This window comes from Mycobacterium sp. NPDC050853 (assembly GCF_040653875.1).
Taxonomy (GTDB): domain Bacteria; phylum Actinomycetota; class Actinomycetes; order Mycobacteriales; family Mycobacteriaceae; genus Mycobacterium.
Genome location: NZ_JBFAGW010000003.1, coordinates 252,612 through 269,191, shown reverse-complemented (window position 1 = coordinate 269,191; position 16,580 = coordinate 252,612). Strand labels below are relative to the sequence as shown.

Genomic DNA, 16,580 nt, shown 5'->3' with positions numbered 1-16,580 from the left:
GTCCCTTAATCCCGGTCGCGCCTCACCCGGAACCGGACTAGCGTGGGCATTGTGCCCATCACATCGGGATCGGCGCACGCCGACGGAGTGAACCGGCTACTGCAGAGTTACCGGGCCATACCCACGACGGCGACTGTCCGTTTGGCTAAGCCCACGTCAAATCTGTTCCGCGCAAGGGCAAAGTCGACCGCACCGGGCCTGGACACCTCGGGCCTCACCGGTGTCATCGGTGTGGACACCACGAACAGAACGGCCGATGTGGCCGGCATGTGCACCTACGAGGACCTGGTCGCAGCCACACTTCCACATGGCCTATCACCATTGGTGGTGCCGCAGCTCAAGACGATCACGCTGGGTGGCGCGGTGACCGGACTCGGGATCGAATCCGCATCCTTCCGCAACGGGCTTCCCCACGAATCCGTCCTCGAAATGGATATCCTCACCGGCTCGGGCGAGGTCATCACCGCATCGCCGCACCAGCACGTAGATCTGTATCGGGGATTTCCCAACTCGTACGGCACGTTGGGGTATTCGGTGCGGCTACGCATCGAGCTCGAACCCGTCAAACCATTCGTTACCCTGCGGCACATCCGATTCCACGGCCTCGACGAGCTGGTGACCGTCATGGAGTCCATCGTCGACTCGGCGACCTTCCAGGGTGAACGAGTGGACTATCTGGATGGGGTGGTGTTCAGCGCCGAGGAGTCCTACCTTTGCCTGGGCACCCAGACGGCTTCTCCAAGCCCCGTGAGTGACTACACCGGCCAGCAGATCTACTATCGCTCGATACAGCATGCCGATGGAACCAGCCACGACCGCCTCACAATTCACGATTACCTATGGCGTTGGGATACCGACTGGTTCTGGTGCTCCCGCGCCTTCGGCGCGCAGAATCCGCGCATCCGCAGGGTTTGGCCCCGAAAGTACCGGCGCAGCAGCGTTTACTGGAAGATGATCGGTCTCGACCAACGCTACGACATCGCCGATCGCATCGAACGCTTCAACGGCCGACCCACTCGCGAGCGTGTGGTGCAGGATGTCGAGGTACCGATCGATCACACCGCCGAATTCCTCCGGTGGTTCCTCGACGAGGTGCCGATTGAGCCGGTATGGCTGTGCCCGTTGCGATTACGCGAATCGGAGGAGGCCTGCGGATGGCCGCTCTACCCGATCCGGCCCGGGCGGACCTACGTCAACATTGGTTTCTGGTCTTCGGTGCCCGCCGGCCCCACCGAAGGAGCCACCAACCGCCTCATCGAGCACACCGTCAGCGAGCTGGGCGGGCACAAATCGCTGTACTCCGAATCCTTCTACCCGCGCGAAGAGTTCGAGACTCTGTACGGCGGGGAGCACTACCGGACCTTGAAGAAGACGTACGACCCCGATGGCCGATTCCTGGATCTCTATACGAAGGCGGTGCGGCGACAATGACATCGACCCAGTCCAAGAATTCCGAACGGAGCGAGAACGGCAGGCTCTCACTGGCCGAGATTCTGGAGATCGTGGCGGCCGGCGAGCTGCCGCTACGCTTTCGCGCGTACGACGGCAGTAAGGCCGGCCCCGAGAATGCCCAACTAGGACTCGATCTACTGACACCCCGCGGTACAACGTATTTGGCGACCGCACCGGGTGACCTGGGGCTGGCACGCGCGTATGTTTCCGGCGATATCGAAATGCAAGGGGTGCACCCGGGTGACCCCTACGACCTACTGATGGCGTTATCCGACAGGCTGGACTTCAAGCGCCCACCCGCTCGGGTGCTGGCCAATATCGTCAGGTCGATTGGCTTCGAGCATCTGCGGCCGATCGCGCCGCCGCCGCAAGAGGCGCTGCCCCGCTGGCGTCGGGTGGTCGAGGGATTCCGGCACAGCAAGACGCGCGACTCCGAGGCCATCCACCATCACTATGACGTATCGAATACGTTCTACGAGTGGGTGCTTGGCCCGTCCATGACATACACGTGCGCCTGCTATCCGAATGCCGACGCCACCCTTGAGGAGGCGCAGGAGAACAAGTACCGGCTGGTGTTCGAGAAGCTGGCACTCAAGCGCGGGGACCGGCTGCTCGATGTGGGCTGCGGCTGGGGGTCGATGGTCAGGTATGCAGCACGGCGCGGCGTGCGGGCCACCGGCGTCACGTTGTCGGCCGAGCAGGCCGCCTGGGCGCAGAAAGCCATTGCCGATGAGGGACTCTCGGACCTGGCCGAGGTACGCCACGCCGACTACCGCGACACCGCGGAAAGAGAATTCGATGCGGTGTCGTCGATCGGGCTCACCGAGCACATTGGCATTGCCAACTATTCGTCGTACTTCCGGTTCCTACAGTCGAGGCTGAAGACCGGCGGTCTGCTGCTCAACCACTGCATCACCCGGCCCGATAATCGAACCTCAGCCGTCGCAGGGTATTTCATCGACCGCTACGTGTTTCCCGATGGCGAGCTGACCGGGTCGGGCAAGATCATCACCGAAATGCAGAACGTCGGCCTTGAGGTGCTACACGAGGAGAATCTGCGCCACCACTACGCGCTGACACTGAAAGAGTGGTGCGCCAACCTCGTCGAGCACTGGGACGAGGCGGTCGCCGAGGTAGGCGAGGCCACCGCGAAGGTGTGGGGTCTGTACATGGCCGGTTCCCGGCTGGGCTTCGAGCGCAATGTCGTTCAGCTACACCAGGTACTGGCCACGAAGTTGGATGAGCGCGGCGGGTCCTCGCTACCGCTGCGCCCGTGGTGGCAGGCCTAGCTCGGGTCGATCTTGCGGGCACCCAGCTCGTTCTGAAGTAGTTCCAGCGCAACCTCTTCGGGGTCCCGTCGCGGCCCCGCCTCGCCCTGCCCGGCCTCGGCGAGCATCTGCTCCTCCTCGTCAACCGGATTCGACGGTTCCGGCTCTGGCTCGGAAACCGGCTCCGGGTCGGGTGTCGGACGACTGGGCCGCGTCACTACCCGCGGGGCGGGCTTGTTCGCACGCGCCGCGGGCGCGGATGCGGCAGCCTCTCCGCTGCCGACCTCGCAGCGGATCTCCCAGTCGACTCCGAGCGCATCCTTCAGCGCATCCCGGATGACCTCGGCGTTCCGCGACTCGGTGATGCGCTTAGCCAAGGGCGGCGAATCATGGGACAGCACCAGGGTCTTACCCTCGATGGCTCGCACGGTGGCACCGGAGAGCATCACCTCGGTGGTACGGCTGCGGTCCCGGACCTTGGACCGAATCTCTACCCAGGCATTGCGCACGGCGGTGGTGTCGAGTGCGCCCGGCTGACGTGGCTCGGGTGCCGGAGCCGCAGCGAGCTCAGGCTCAGGCTCGGTCGCGGGTTCAGGTTCGGGCGGTGCCGCGGAGGTCTCGGGTTCCGATTCGGGCGTCGGTTCCGGTTCGGGTTCGGGCTGCGGTTCCGGTATCGGTATCGGTTCAGGTTCGGGTTCGGGTTCCGCGGCCGGCGTTGGTGCGGGCGGCGCGGGGGCTGGAGCTGGGGGCTCCGGCGTGGGTGCTGGAGCTGGGGGCTCCGGCTCTGAGGCGGGTGCCACCTCGGCCGGAGCAGCGGGTGCCTGCGACTTGCGAACAAAACGCGCCGCGTCACCGCCGCCGGCCTCCGGCACGGACATGTCGAGACGTTTCTCGATGCGCTCAACCCGCTGCAGCACAGCCGATTCGGCATCAGTGGCCGAGGGCAGCAGCAACCTGGCGCACACCACCTCCAGCAGTAATCGCGGGGCCGTCGCCCCACGCATCTCCCCCAGCCCGGCATGCAGCACCTCGGCGTAGCGGGTCAACGTCGCTGGACCGATCCGTTCGGCTTGTTCGCGCATCCGGTCGAGCACATCCTGCGGAGCATCGACCACGCCACGCTCGGCAGCATCCGGAACAGCTTGCAGGACAATCAGATCGCGGAAGCGCTCCAGCAGATCGGTGCCGAACCGCCGCGGATCGTGCCCCGCATCCATCACGCCTTCAATCGCTCCGAACACGGCGGCGCCGTCACCGGCGGCAAGGGCGTCAACCGCATCATCGATCAACGCGATATCGGTGACACCCAGCAGCGAAAGGGCGCGCTGATAGGTGACTCGTTCTTCGTCGGCCCCGGCCAGCAGCTGATCGAGCACCGACAGCGAGTCGCGAGGGGAACCGGCGCCGGCGCGGATGACGAGCGGATACACCGGGTCGTCCACCGCGACGCTCTCCTGCGCACAGATGCCCTCGATGAGAGTCCGCATCGTCTTCGGCGCGAGCAAGCGGAACGGATAGTGATGGGTGCGCGACCGGATGGTGGGCAGCACCTTCTCCGGTTCGGTGGTGGCGAAGACGAAGATCAGGTGCTCGGGTGGCTCCTCGACGATCTTGAGCAGCGCATTGAACCCCGCTGTGGTGACCATGTGCGCTTCGTCGATGATGAAGATGCGGTAGCGCGACTGTGCGGGTGCGTAGAAGGCTCGGTCACGCAGCTCGCGGGTGTCGTCGACCCCGCCGTGACTGGCGGCGTCCAGCTCGATGACATCCACGTTCCCCGAACCGTTGGGGGCCAGCGCGACACATGAGTCGCAGATTCCGCAGGGCGTCGAGGTGGGTCCCTGCGCACAGTTCAGCGAGCGGGCCAGGATGCGTGCGGAGGATGTCTTGCCGCAGCCGCGGGGCCCCGAGAACAGATAAGCGTGGTTGATCCGGCCGGCGTCCAGTGCGGTACTCAGCGGTCCGGTGACATGCTCCTGGCCGACAACTTCCGCGAAGGTCGCCGGGCGATACTTGCGGTACAGGGCCACGGAGAGCAAGGGTACCGGCGACCCCGGACGGTCCTACCCGGCCGGTCTCATCGGGCCGCATTGCGCACAACGGCCACATCACGTGATCTTGTTCGCTAAAGTCCGCTCATGACGACACATCGCGTTGATATGAGCACTGTGTTGGCGGTTGGCGTGAGTGTCATCGCACTCGCATTCACCTCCGCTTGTTCCAAGGAATCGCCGAACGATCCGAGGGCTGTTCAGGCGAGTACACAAAAGTCGGATGAGCCGAGCCAGAAGTTGCCCGCAGGCCCGGCGACTGGGCTGTTGCTGACGCGCGAAGACTTCCCTGCCGGCAATGGGACGTTTTCCGTCGCGGACAAGGCCAAGCTCGACAAGGACAAGGCGGAGAAATCCAAGCCGCAGACGGTCATCCCGCCCGGATGCTACGAGTTCATATCTGAGAGCGACGGCGACTACGACAGGGCGCGAGCCAAGTACGACTCGGACACCGTGATGGCGGAGAGCAGCGTCGGGCTCGGCGTCAAGCAATCGTTCGACGACCTTCAGAAGAGGGCCAAGGAATGCGCCTCGGTTCAAATGGCGGGTGACGGGGTGGAGATGAAGGCGAATGTCACCGTCGCCGATCTTCCCGGTGCCTCCGTGGAGGCCAAGTTGGTGAAGATCGACGGCACGCTCGGACCCGAGGGGGATCAGATTACGGTCGTGTCGCACTTCGCCGTCGCGCATCCGCGGGGTACCACTGTGCGGGTTGAGGTCGATCAGTTCATGAACCCATGGACCGCCAGCGATGATGCCCTGGTGCTGGATCTACTCAACAAGCAGATCGCCAAGGTGCAGAAGGCACCGTAGGCGAGGCGGCACATGACGGATGGGGGAAGTCCCATGGCTCGCATGCTGTCGATCGGCCGGTCGATCGGCACAGTATTGCTTTCGTTACTGCTCACCACGGCGTGCACCAATGTCATCGCGGGTGAACCGACAACGGACGGCTTGCCGCGACCGCCCAAGGGTGATCCCGCCAATCTCTTGCTGCCGCGTGAAGATTTCCCGGATTCCGGCACATTCACGGAGCGTGAGCAGCCGGACGATGACGGTCCGACGGTGTCCCCGACCGAGTGCAACAGGTTCGTCAACCACGACACGGTCCCCTTTAACCAAGCGTCCGCACAGTACGAAGACGGGCCGCTGAGGGTGGACGTGGTAGTCGGCCTGGGTATCACCGAGTCTTTCCAGTCGATCGAAGACAAGGCCGGGCGATGCGGGTCCGTCACCCTGGATCTCGACGGGATCGACGGGACCGGCAGCGTCAAGATGGAGAAGGTCACTGGTGCAACCGTCGACGCGGCAGCGACGGTCTTCACCGGCAACCTCGGCATGGACGGCGAGCAGTCTGTCGAAATCACCATCAAAACGCTGACGGCTTACCCTCACGGGGCCACGGTGACCGTCAAGGTCCTGCATGCCATGGAGCCCTGGACTGCCGAGAACGACACGCTGGCACTGACGCTGCTCAACAAACAGGTCGCCAAGGTACAGAAGGCGCCCTAGTCGTTACGCTCCAACAGCTTCTCGGTTGCCGCCAGCAGCGCGCACGTCGCAAGGCCGTCGACGGCGGCGCCGATGGTTTCCAGCGGCGGGAACGACGGTGCCAGTCGAATATTCTTGTCGTTCGGGTCATTTCGGTACGGGAACGTCGCGCCCGCCTCAGTGAGCGCGATCCCCGCCTCCTTCGCCAGTGCGATCGTGCGCTTGGCGGTACCGTCGAGAACGTCGAGGCTGATGAAGTATCCGCCCTTGGGCTCACTCCACGAGGCGATCTTACTCTCGCCCAAACGCTCATCCAGGATCTCAAGCGCCAGTTGGAATTTGGGCGCCAGGATCTGCTGATGTTTCTGCATGTGCAGCTTGACACCCTCGGCATCGCCGAAGAACCGCAAGTGCCGCAGCTGATTCACCTTGTCGGGTCCGATGCTGCGCTTGCCGGCATGCTGGAGATACCACGCGATATTAGCGAGCGATCCGCCCATGAAGCTCACACCCGCGCCCGCGAAGGTGATCTTCGAGGTGGAGGCAAAGATCAACGGACGGTTGGGGTGCCCGGCGGTTTCGGCGATCCCCAGCAGATCCACGTTCCGGACGAAGTCGTGCGTGAGTGTATGTACGGCGTAGGCGTTGTCCCAGAACAAGCGGAAATCCGGTGCGGCCGTGTTCATCTGGGCCAGCCGACGGACGACTTCCCAGGAGTAGACGGTTCCGGTCGGGTTGGAGAAGACGGGAACACTCCACATGCCCTTGATGGTCGGGTCGGAGGCGACGAGTTCTTCGATGAGGTCGACGTCGGGCCCGTCCTCGCGCAGCGGTACCGGAATCATCTCGATGCCGAAGGATTCGGTGATCGCGAAATGCCGGTCATATCCGGGTGCCGGGCACAGGAATTTCAGTGAGGGCTCGTCAGTCCAAGGGCGGGGTGAGTCGACGTTTCCGTGGAGCAGTGAGTACACGATGACGTCGTGCATGAGCGACAGGCTGGCGTTGTTGGCGGCGATCAGGTTGGGTGCCGGGACGCCGAGCAGCTCACCGAAAATGGCGCGCAGTTCTGGCAGTCCGTTACCGCCGCCGTAGTTGCGCGTGTCGGTGCCATTGCCGTCGCGATAGTCGCCGTCGCCGGGCAGGGCGAGGAGGCCGTTGGACAGGTCGAGCTGCTCGGGCGCAGGCTTGCCGCGGGTGAGGTCCAAGGACAGGCCCTTAGCCTTGAGCTGGCTGTAGTTCTCCTGCTGCAACCGATGCTGAGCTGCGAGTTCGTCGGGTCCGAGCGACAGGAATGACACGGCTTTCCCCTATTCGCCCCTGCGGGGCATCTGGAGGGCGCGATATTCGTTAGGGGACCCCGCGCACCCGACAGAGCCCGTTGACCCTTGCTGCCTTCCAGCCCTGGGGGAGTTCACAGGATAGACGCCGCGCGGGGTCCGGCGACCAGTCTAGTAGGCGGGCGTCAGTGAGCCTGGGTGGTGGTGGGTGTTGGTGGTTGGCTCTCCGAATTGGAGGTGTGGTGGTGGTGTCCATTTGGTGGTGCCGTCGCGTTGTTTTTGGGTGGTCCAGCCGTTGTTGAGGAGTCGGTGGTGTGGTGCGCAGGCGAAGGTGAGGTTGCTTATTTTTTGTTAAACTGACCTTATGGTGAAGAAGGTTTCGGCGGTGCGGTCGGCGGCAGTGTATGCCCGGATCTCTGCTGACGTGGAGGGGAAATCTCTTGGAGTGCAACGACAGTTGGAGGACTGCCGCAAGCTCGCCGCCGAGCGCGGCTGGGTGATCGGGCGCGAGTATGTCGACAACGACGTGTCGGCGTACTCCGGCAAGGCGCGCCGGGGCTATGAGGAGATGTGCAGCGACCTGGCGGCTGGGGGCGTGATGCGGTGATCGTCTACAACCTAGACCGCCTGCACCGCCGCCCCGCCGAGCTGGAGGATTTCGTGGCTCTGTGCGAAGCCGCAGGGGTGAGCCAGGTGGCGACGGTGACGGCAGACATCGACCTCGGTAACGATGACGGGCTGTTTATGGCCCGGATCTTCGCGGCCTTTGCCGCCAAGGAGTCAGGACGCAAGTCGGCGCGCATGCGCCGTAAGTATGAGCAGAAAGCGGCCCAAGGCTTGCCGCACGGCCCGAACCGCCCCTTCGGCTACGAACCCGACAAAATCACCATCCGCGAGAGCGAAGCAACAGTGATCCGCGAGCTAGTGGCTCGGGTGATTGCGGGCGAGTCGGTGAACTCACTGACCACATGGCTCAACGAATCCAAGATTGCTCCGGTGCGCGGCGCCCGCTGGGCATCCACTGCGGTGCGCAACATTGTGTCTTCACCCCGGATTGCAGGGTTGCGCGCCTATAAGGGTGACGTGGTGGGTGAGGGCGTTTGGGAGCCGATCGTCAGCACAGCGGAGCGGGAGAAGGTGTTGGCTGCGTTGGCGGCGCGGTCGTGGAACCGCAAACGCTCACCCCGCAAGTATTTGTTGTCGGGGTTGTGCCGGTGCGGGCGCTGCCAGGCTCGCATGTTCTCGGCGGCGCGTCTGGAGGCCGGGGCATCCAAACGCCGGTATGTGTGTTCATCGAGCCCTGATCATGGCGGGTGCGGGCGCATGACCATCGTCGCCGAGCCGTTGGAAGAGTTGATCACTAACGCAGTGTTGGCGCGGCTGGATTCGCCTGTCTTAGCCGATATTGTCGCCGGGAAAGTGGCTGCGAATCCCGATGCCACCGCTTTGAGCGCTCAAATGCAGGCCGCGCAAGCACGCCTAGACGAGTTGGCGGGGCTGTACTCATCGGGAGCAATCACGGCACGGGAATGGATTTTGGCCCGCGACCCGATTACCGATGCGATTGCGGGATTGCGCCGCGATATCGTCCGGGCCACCGACACCGGCCCGTTGGCTGAACTAGTGGGTCAGGGCAATGCGCTTCGCCTGCAATGGGATTCACTGTCGCTGGACCGCCAGCACGCCATCATCCGCACTGTGATTGATCACGTCACTATTGGCCCCGGCACACCCGGAAGCCGGGGCGTGGACATCAACCGGGTGCTACCGCAATGGCGGACTTGAGGCTCATTGTGTCTACGGCGTGGTGGGCCAGCGTAAGTCCAGGTCGCGGATCAGGTTGGCGTTCGTATCCTTGGTTCCGCCGAAGTGGTGCCAGTTGATCTGCGAGCCGGTGGGGTGGAACCAATCGAGCTTGAGCCCCTTGGTGGCGAGTTCTTCAAGGTTGGCGGTCACGACTGTGCCATCGGCCTCAACTACCTTGTCGCCCAGTAGTTTCCAATTGTGATCCTTGGCGATTAGGCGCGCTAGTTCGGTGTGGCTGCGTCCCACGAACGTGGTGTTACAGGTCTGCATCTCTTGCGGTTCCCATGGCCGGTCCATACTTTGCTCTCCTATTTCTTGCTTAGTCTGCGGATCGTTGTTCGAGTAGCCGTTTGATGTCGGCCACGCCGGTTTTGATGGTGCTGATGTCGTCCTGTAGCGCGGTCAGCGCCGCGTTGACGGCGACGCTGTCGAATTTTTGTTGGTCGCGGCGCTTTTGGGCATTTTCGTTGTTTTTCATTCGGTCCCGTTCTCTTGCGGCGGCTGCGGCGGCGTCCGCGCGGTCGTCGGGGCGTGCGCCCCAGTTCTCTTTGATCTTCCAACGGCTCACCATGTGCTCGTAGATCAGGTCTTCGACAGGCTTGTCTTGGTCATCGAGGCTGAATGCCCAGGGGTCAGCGCTATCGCTGACATGTTCGGGGTCACGGTGTAGTCGTTCACGCAGGACAGGGATCGCCGGTAGGAGCAGGTACCGGATTGCGGCGGGGTGGTCCCACAGATCCAGGGACGAGGCTGCACCGGTCACTTGCAGCAGCAATTTGCAGTCGGACTGGCTGAGCCCGAGGTCCGCGACAGTTTGGATCGCTCCAGCCAGTGCGTTGGCCGCGATATTGACCGCCTCCGCAATTTTCATGTATTCGATAGGGTTGCCTGTGGCCCTCGGGTAGCTTCTTGTGGCGAATACTTCGTCGCTGTTGGCTGCGGCGGCGATGTGGGTAGCGAGTTGCTCGCGGGCTATGCCTCGGGGCGTGCCGGTCTGGGCAGCTTCGAGTTCGGGATCCGGGGCTGGTGCGGGCCATGCGAGCGCGTAGGCGTCGTTCAGGGCGTGCGGGTCAGCGTCCATGACGTGGCAGAGTGCGGCGATGACAGATGCCCACAGGTACCCGGATCGGGCTATCTTTTTTTCGTCTTTGTTCCGCTCGCCCAACGTGCGGCCCGCATTATTCGGGTCATCCAGGCTTTCGAGACTGGCCGCGAACCTATTCCATTGCTCTCGTGTGGTCTTGAGTGTCAACGCTTTCACAGCTCCGTGCCAGTGCGGTTTCACGCTGACCGGCAACAGAAACATTTTCAGCAGCACATCACGCAACGTGACATCTACGATACGTTTTTCGATCGCGGTATCGCTCGGTTCAATCCCAGCCTTGGTCGGCCAGCCCCTGCCGGAGCGAACGTTCTCGCCGGGGGTGGTGTAGCCGCCCAGTGTTTTGTACGCAGGCCCGAAAACCTTGGCCAGTTGCTTTTCGTACTCCGCGGTTTCCCACTCGTCGTCATCGGGTGGGTCGTTGTCGATGTTCTTCCTGACGGCGGCAACCCGCACCAGCCAGGACCGATGCAGTGCGCCTGCGCAGGCGCACACACATTTGGTTCCCCCTGCTTCTTCGCAGCTAGACGTATGATCTGCTGTGCTCATTGTTCTTCCCCCTCTTGCTTATTTTCCTATTGTTTGTCTGCCGGTGTTGACATAGAAGCCAGCGTAAGTGCCAACACCGACAATCCGGTGTCAACCCATTGACCGGAACGCCTATATTCATCGGGAATCCCTCAGCAGAACGGCTACTTGTCCGAGTACGCCGGGGTCAGTGACGGTGACTGGCACTCCTTGGCGTTCGCAGGACGCGGTTAAGCCAGGCGGCGAATTCGGCCCGGCCTGTAAGCCGCAGAGCGACGGGCAGTTGCCGGGGAGCTCATTTCAGCCATCGCCGGTCTCCCACGGTGGCGATGCGGCAAGGGTGCCGCGATGGCGGATTTCGGCCAGTCCAGTGCGGCGAGTGTGGATGTGCCGCAGCGCGGCCGAGACTGCCAGTGTTACCTCACCAATGATGAAATGCCACATCTGTGAGGTAACACTCATGCGTGCCCGTCGATAGGGTGGAGCCGACGTGTCGGAGGGCCCGAATTGCTGACTGGGCCTACTGTCGACCAGATCCGCTACACCGGTAGTGATTTCGAGATCAGCTGTAGGTTCTCATTATCGGTGTCATTTTCTCAGATGCGATGTCATCGCCGTGTCATGAATGACGTGGACATGAGGATTTCCGGATCGATGATGTCTGGGCTGACTAAATCATTGAACGGGGTCCGGGGGCCGCTGGTGGAGTCTGGCTAACGAGCCTTCCAAACCCAGCCTTTGACCTTCGTCAACTGGCGCTCTCGTTCTGGCTGCAAAGTCCCCGCCGCGTGGTTTCGGCGCTGCACAGCCACCCACCTCCCGAGAGAGAACCCGTCGACAGCATATGCCTGCGGGACCACGGCATCGCCGTGCGTCCTGACGTACTTGATCAGCAGCTCGTAGGCGCGGGTCCAGGTATCGGCCTTCGGTGTCCATGTCCAACCGGCAAGTTGTTCCAGTTGTCTCACGTTTTCAGGGCTTAACGAACCCCGCTTCTTCCGGGAGCGGACAGTGTTGACCCACTGTCCCAGCTTAAAACCATCTTTGGTCTCGTACGCGGTCGGTACCTGAGAGTTCCCGTTTCTGCTCGTATAAGTGGTTAGTCTGCTGAATCCGCGCCCCCAGCGTTCCGCGTAGGCATCCCAAACCCAGCCGGGAAGGGCCTCCAACAGCGCCTTCCGGTCCGCACTCAACTTATCTCGATTCATGCGTTGGGTCAGCACCCAGCTTCCGATGTTCACGCCGTCCTCGACATGCCCGTCGGGCACCTGAGTGTGATTTTCGCGATTACCGAACTGCTGCACTAACTTGTAGGTCCGATGCCACCGGTCCTCGTGGGGATTCCAAGACCAGTCGGGCAAGTACTCCAATAGAGCGCAACGCTCTTTGGACAACGTGTTGCGAATTCCCCGCTGAACCGCGACCCAGGAGCCCAGTGCTACGCCGTCCTCCATGTGCGGCTGTGGAACTTGGGAGTGGCCCTCGCGCTCGGCGAATTTCTTGGCGAGCTGATATTTTTCAAACCAGGCGTCATCGGATACTCCCCAGCTCCATCTGGACAATGACTCCAGTCTTGCTATCCGCTCATGGGACAAGTTGTCTTTCTCGGCTCGCTGCTCTCGGACCCAGCTTCCGAGTTTGACCCCGTCGTCGACATATCCGCCGGGCACTAGGGAATGCCCATGGCGTTCAACGAACCTACTCAGCATCTCGAACTTCTGATCCCACACATAATCGGCCTTCCGCCCCCAGAACCAGCCAGGAATCGACTCCAGAAGAGTCTGCCTCTCTGTGCTGAGGTTCATGTGTTCGCGTCGTCGAAGTCGGGTCCATTGGCCGAGTCTTAGACCGTCCTCCAGGTGGTCAACTGGAACATTGGTGTGTCCTTCACGGCTGGCATATGTACGCAGCGCCTCGAGGTGCTGCATCCAGGAGTCCTCGACAGCGTTCCAGCTCCATCCAGCGACTGCCTCAAGGCGCAGCCGCCGTTCGTCTGTCATCTTTGAGCGAGCGCCACGTTGTTCTGCAACCCAGTTCCCCAGATTGATCCCGCCATCGAGAAAGTTTCGGGGGACTCTTGCGTGCCCTTGCTGCTCGGCGAACGCCGCGAGCGTCGCATATCCACGTTCCCATGAGTCGGTGTATGGATCCCACGACCAGCCCGGAACGGACTCGAGAAGCCGCTGGCGTTCGTCGCCCATGTTGGCACGGCTGACTCGTTGCTGCTGCACCCAACCCCCAAGATTCACCCCGTCTTGTTTGCATCCCTGCGGTACCAAAGCATGGCCTTCACGCTCCTGGAACTGTCTAAGAAGTAAGAACTTTCGCTGCCACCAATCGGCGCGGGCATCCCAGACCCAGCCAGGTAGAGACTCAAGTCGTTCACGTTGATCCTCGGACAGCTTGCTTCGCCTGATTCGCTGATCCGTTACCCATTGACCTAACCGGAAACCGGCTTCCCTGTGCTCCTTGGGAACGCGTGCGTGACTTTCCCGTTCGACAAAGGCCCTCAAGAATCCGTGGGCGCGTTCCCAGTCGTCGGTTGTTGGATTCCACGACCAATCTGGAAGAGCCTCCAGTAGCGCCTTCCGCTGTGTGGATATCTCGTCACGGCAGTTTCGCTGCACCGCCACCCATTGCCCGAGTCTTAGCCCCTCCTCGACATATCGTTGTGGCGCCCTTGCGTGTCCCTCTCGTTCCGCGAATTTCTTCAGCCCCGAGTAGTGTCGAGTCCACCTGTCTTCCAGCGCATCCCACACCCAGCCCGGCAGCGTCTCCAGCTCCCTGACCCGGTCTTCGGGCACCTCTCCGCGCTTGTACAAACCCCGCTGCGTAGCGACCCAACTCCGGAGGTTGTATTCGCCGACCATGTAGGGAACAGGCACATTCGCATGACCGAATTCGGTGACGAACTGGTGCATGAATCCCATCCACATACTCCACCGATCTGCGAGAAGGTCCCAGGTCCATCCGGCCAGACGCTCCAACTGAACGCTCCGGTCCTCGCTTAAGGCGTTGTTGGCATGCAGACTGCGCTGTACGCTCGCCCAGCTGCCCAGTGCGTAACCTTCGATGACGTAGCCGACAGGAACTTGCGCCGTACCGTTGTCGTCGGCGTATCGCTCCAGTAAGCCGTACCAGAATTCCCAACGGGCACTAGTTTTTTCGACTAGACGAATGTTGAAGGCATCGGAGAATTCCTTACCGATGGAGCGGGCCACGTCCAGACGGATCTTATCGGGAATCCGAGCACGTCCACCGTTACGGCCGAGTTCTCGTCGAAAAGCATCAATCTGCTCTGCTAGTTCCACATCGTGAGCACGGAGGGCATTGATGACACGCCAAACCGATTTGAAGGACGAATCATTGAGGGCAGTGTTGGGATCAGTCTCGGTGTCGACGAACACCGGAATGACTATCGTTCCGACAGTCTTGTCACGGGCGAGCCGGATCGCTCGACCGACAGCCTGAACGATATCCACTTCAGAGCCGCGAGGGTCGATAAAGGCCACACCGTCAAGGGTCGGAACATCGACTCCCTCACCGAGACAACGCGCGTTGGCCAACAGACCTCGTTCACCAACATTGAGCTGGCGCAGCCGTTGGAGCCGGACATGGCGCTGCCCAGCACTCATTTCCCCGGAGGCGAACTCGGACCACAGCGGGCCTGACGGCCGCTGCCGCGTCGGCATCCACTCGAACACCTCAGGCATCTCAGCCGCGAACTTCTTAGCCCGTAGGACGCGGGAATGGAAGCTGATGACCCGACGAAGGTCATACTTGCGCATCGCCTTGGCCAGTCCGATCTGACTGGCCAGAGTTCTTGCATCAGTGATCTTTCCGTCGCGCCGCACAAGGACACCCCTTTGTGCCCATTCCTGGTAGGTCGCGTCGTCAACACCAACGACGGCGACCCGGTAATCAGTCAGCAACCCCCGGCGGATGGCCTCACTAAAACTCAACCGGTGGAATACTTCTCCAAACTTCGTGGGGTCGTTCATGGATGCGATTTCCATGTCTGATTCCTGGCCCGCACCAAGAACTCGACCGGTGTAGTAGCGCGGCGTCGCCGTCATAAACAGCCGCTTACGTGCCCTGATGGATTGGTTGTCAAGAATGGTCGCAAAGACAGCCGCTTCGTCGCCGGCTACCCGATGGCTCTCGTCAGCGATTGCTAGATCGAACTGCGGGACACGCTCCAGTGCAAGAGCTGCCGCGATTTGAGGAGAAGACTGGTAGGTGGAGAACACCACGCGAGGTCCGTGCCGTCGCAGAAAATCAGCTATCCTCGCGGGCTCCGTTTCGACAGGAACGCATAACTCACTGACGTGAGATATCGCGGTATCATCCAGGGCCACAGTCTGATCAGAGCAGACCGGCAATGCGTCGAACGACTCTGTGGCGTGCGCCCTCCAAGCCGCCAGTGTCTGCTTTAGCAGCGACAGCGACGGCAAAAGGACCAAAGTACGCTTAACAGCAAGCGCCTCCTTGATGAAAAGTGATGTAAGGGTCTTTCCCGTACCACAGGCCATGATGAGTTGACCGCGATCCGCGTTCTGGAACCCCTTGCAGACGTTGCGGATTGCTTCTTTCTGATAGTTACGGGGCTGAAGCGGCTTCAGAGGTTTGATCGGTTGTAAGCGGTCTGGGAACTCTGGCCAATCAACCTCTGCAGTAAGTAGATCAGCCAGACCGACGAACCCGACCCGTTTTTCTTGGGCATCGATCGTCCGGCGGGCGATGCTATGCAGGCGGTCGGTCGTGGCGATGAGAAGGCGATAGCAGAACCACTTTCGCGATGATTCCGAGAGGAACTTGTCGACGTCCTTCTTAGTGATCGCGCTATCGGGGACATACGCCTTGGCTTGCACCGCCCAGAGCTGGCGGTCGCGGTCTTCGACAACGAGATCGATGCCGGCGTCGGCACCCCATCTGTGCTCCCAGTCATCCCAAAACCAGACCTTACGTACAGTCTCCCGGTAGTACGGGTCGTTCTCCAGATACCACTTGCAGACGCGTTCAAACTGCTTGCCCCGCAAGTGGTTGTCCGTTGACAAGTTGCCGTAGAGAGTGGTGAATTTTCCCATTCCTAAAGATGGTAGCCAGCGCAGTTACCTTCCGGCCCCACAATCGGCATTCTGGTGATGGGGGCCGACGATGGCGCAGGATGAGTTGCGGAGGCGTGTCGTGCTGAACTCGCGCTGCCGGGTGGTAATACGCATTCGAACTGGTCCTGGACGGGTCTCTCGACGGTCGGCTTCAGTGAACAGTGCCAGATATACGGGTGCATCGGCCGATATCGCATCGAGTCTGTCAGTAAGTTCTCCGTCTAGGGGCCGCCAGAAGCTACAAGTACCCAACATTCATGTACTCGGGCTCCTGATTATAGATGCCTTCGCCGGGTGCGACTGTCATGCAGATATCCACGAACCAGCGCATCACGGAGACGAATTCGTCGTTCGGGAAGCCTTGGTACTCAAGACGCGGGTACGCCAATGTCACGATTTCTGCACCGCAGACTGCAGCGGAAAGATCCGCGCGGAAACCGCGCTGAAAGCGTTCCGACTGGCTCAAGGATTCTGGATGGGTCACCGTAAATTGC

The 16,580-nt window shown here is 61.6% G+C and carries 11 protein-coding genes, 1 other RNA gene and 1 pseudogene; 5 read left to right on the top strand and 8 right to left on the bottom strand.

Going from position 1 to position 16,580, the window contains the following annotated elements:
- Nucleotides 1–51: 51 nt before the first annotated feature.
- Together AB0H22_RS13175 and AB0H22_RS13170 are read left to right on the top strand one after the other, a co-directional pair.
- A complete protein-coding gene (locus tag AB0H22_RS13175; RefSeq protein WP_358146866.1) occupies nt 52–1,431 on the top strand; it encodes an FAD-binding oxidoreductase in 1,380 nt (459 codons plus the stop codon).
- Nucleotides 1,428–2,741: a class I SAM-dependent methyltransferase gene (locus AB0H22_RS13170; RefSeq protein WP_358146865.1), complete on the top strand. Its 1,314-nt coding sequence runs from the start codon at nt 1,428–1,430 to the stop codon at nt 2,739–2,741. Before AB0H22_RS13175 ends, AB0H22_RS13170 begins: the two co-directional genes overlap by 4 nt.
- On the opposite strand, the gene AB0H22_RS13165 is transcribed toward AB0H22_RS13170, so the two are convergent.
- The gene (locus AB0H22_RS13165) at nt 2,738–4,750 is read right to left on the bottom strand and encodes a DNA polymerase III subunits gamma/tau (protein ID WP_358146864.1); all 2,013 of its coding nucleotides are present in this window, start codon (nt 4,748–4,750) and stop codon (nt 2,738–2,740) included. The genes AB0H22_RS13170 and AB0H22_RS13165 overlap by 4 nt on opposite strands.
- A 108-nt stretch (nt 4,751–4,858) precedes the next feature.
- Here AB0H22_RS13165 and AB0H22_RS13160 point away from each other — a divergent pair, with 108 nt between their 5' ends.
- Together AB0H22_RS13160 and AB0H22_RS13155 are read left to right on the top strand one after the other, a co-directional pair.
- Nucleotides 4,859–5,584, top strand: coding sequence for a hypothetical protein (locus AB0H22_RS13160; RefSeq protein WP_358146863.1), 726 nt, complete (start codon nt 4,859–4,861; stop codon nt 5,582–5,584).
- Between the two features lie 33 nt (nt 5,585–5,617).
- On the top strand, nt 5,618–6,283 hold the full coding sequence (locus AB0H22_RS13155; RefSeq protein ID WP_358146862.1) for a hypothetical protein: 666 nt from the start codon (nt 5,618–5,620) through the stop codon (nt 6,281–6,283).
- Here the strand turns inward: AB0H22_RS13155 and AB0H22_RS13150 are convergent.
- Together AB0H22_RS13150 and ffs are read right to left on the bottom strand one after the other, a co-directional pair.
- On the bottom strand, nt 6,280–7,563 hold the full coding sequence (locus AB0H22_RS13150) for an aminotransferase class I/II-fold pyridoxal phosphate-dependent enzyme (protein WP_358146861.1): 1,284 nt from the start codon (nt 7,561–7,563) through the stop codon (nt 6,280–6,282). The genes AB0H22_RS13155 and AB0H22_RS13150 overlap by 4 nt on opposite strands.
- Before the next feature lie 48 nt (nt 7,564–7,611).
- An RNA gene (ffs, locus tag AB0H22_RS13145) (signal recognition particle sRNA small type) lies at nt 7,612–7,706 on the bottom strand.
- Between the two features lie 200 nt (nt 7,707–7,906).
- On the opposite strand from ffs, the pseudogene AB0H22_RS13140 reads away from it, so the two are divergent.
- Nucleotides 7,907–9,327 (top strand): annotated as a pseudogene (locus AB0H22_RS13140) (recombinase family protein).
- A 12-nt stretch (nt 9,328–9,339) separates the two neighbouring features.
- On the opposite strand, the gene AB0H22_RS13135 reads toward AB0H22_RS13140, so the two are convergent.
- From AB0H22_RS13135 to AB0H22_RS13115, 5 genes are all read right to left on the bottom strand, one after another.
- Nucleotides 9,340–9,645 carry a hypothetical protein gene (locus AB0H22_RS13135; RefSeq protein WP_358146860.1) on the bottom strand — a complete coding sequence of 102 codons (306 nt, stop codon included), beginning with the start codon at nt 9,643–9,645 and terminating at the stop codon, nt 9,340–9,342.
- 22 nt (nt 9,646–9,667) lie between these two features.
- On the bottom strand, nt 9,668–10,999 hold the full coding sequence (locus tag AB0H22_RS13130) for a hypothetical protein (RefSeq protein ID WP_358146859.1): 1,332 nt from the start codon (nt 10,997–10,999) through the stop codon (nt 9,668–9,670).
- Between the two features lie 279 nt (nt 11,000–11,278).
- Complete coding sequence (locus tag AB0H22_RS13125) at nt 11,279–11,440, bottom strand: hypothetical protein (RefSeq protein WP_358146858.1); 162 nt, start codon at nt 11,438–11,440, stop codon at nt 11,279–11,281.
- A 251-nt stretch (nt 11,441–11,691) separates the two neighbouring features.
- Nucleotides 11,692–16,065: a Helicase associated domain protein gene (locus AB0H22_RS13120; protein WP_358146856.1), complete on the bottom strand. Its 4,374-nt coding sequence runs from the start codon at nt 16,063–16,065 to the stop codon at nt 11,692–11,694.
- Between the two features lie 259 nt (nt 16,066–16,324).
- The gene (locus AB0H22_RS13115) at nt 16,325–16,570 is read right to left on the bottom strand and encodes a hypothetical protein (RefSeq protein WP_358146855.1); all 246 of its coding nucleotides are present in this window, start codon (nt 16,568–16,570) and stop codon (nt 16,325–16,327) included.
- Nucleotides 16,571–16,580 lie beyond the last annotated feature (10 nt).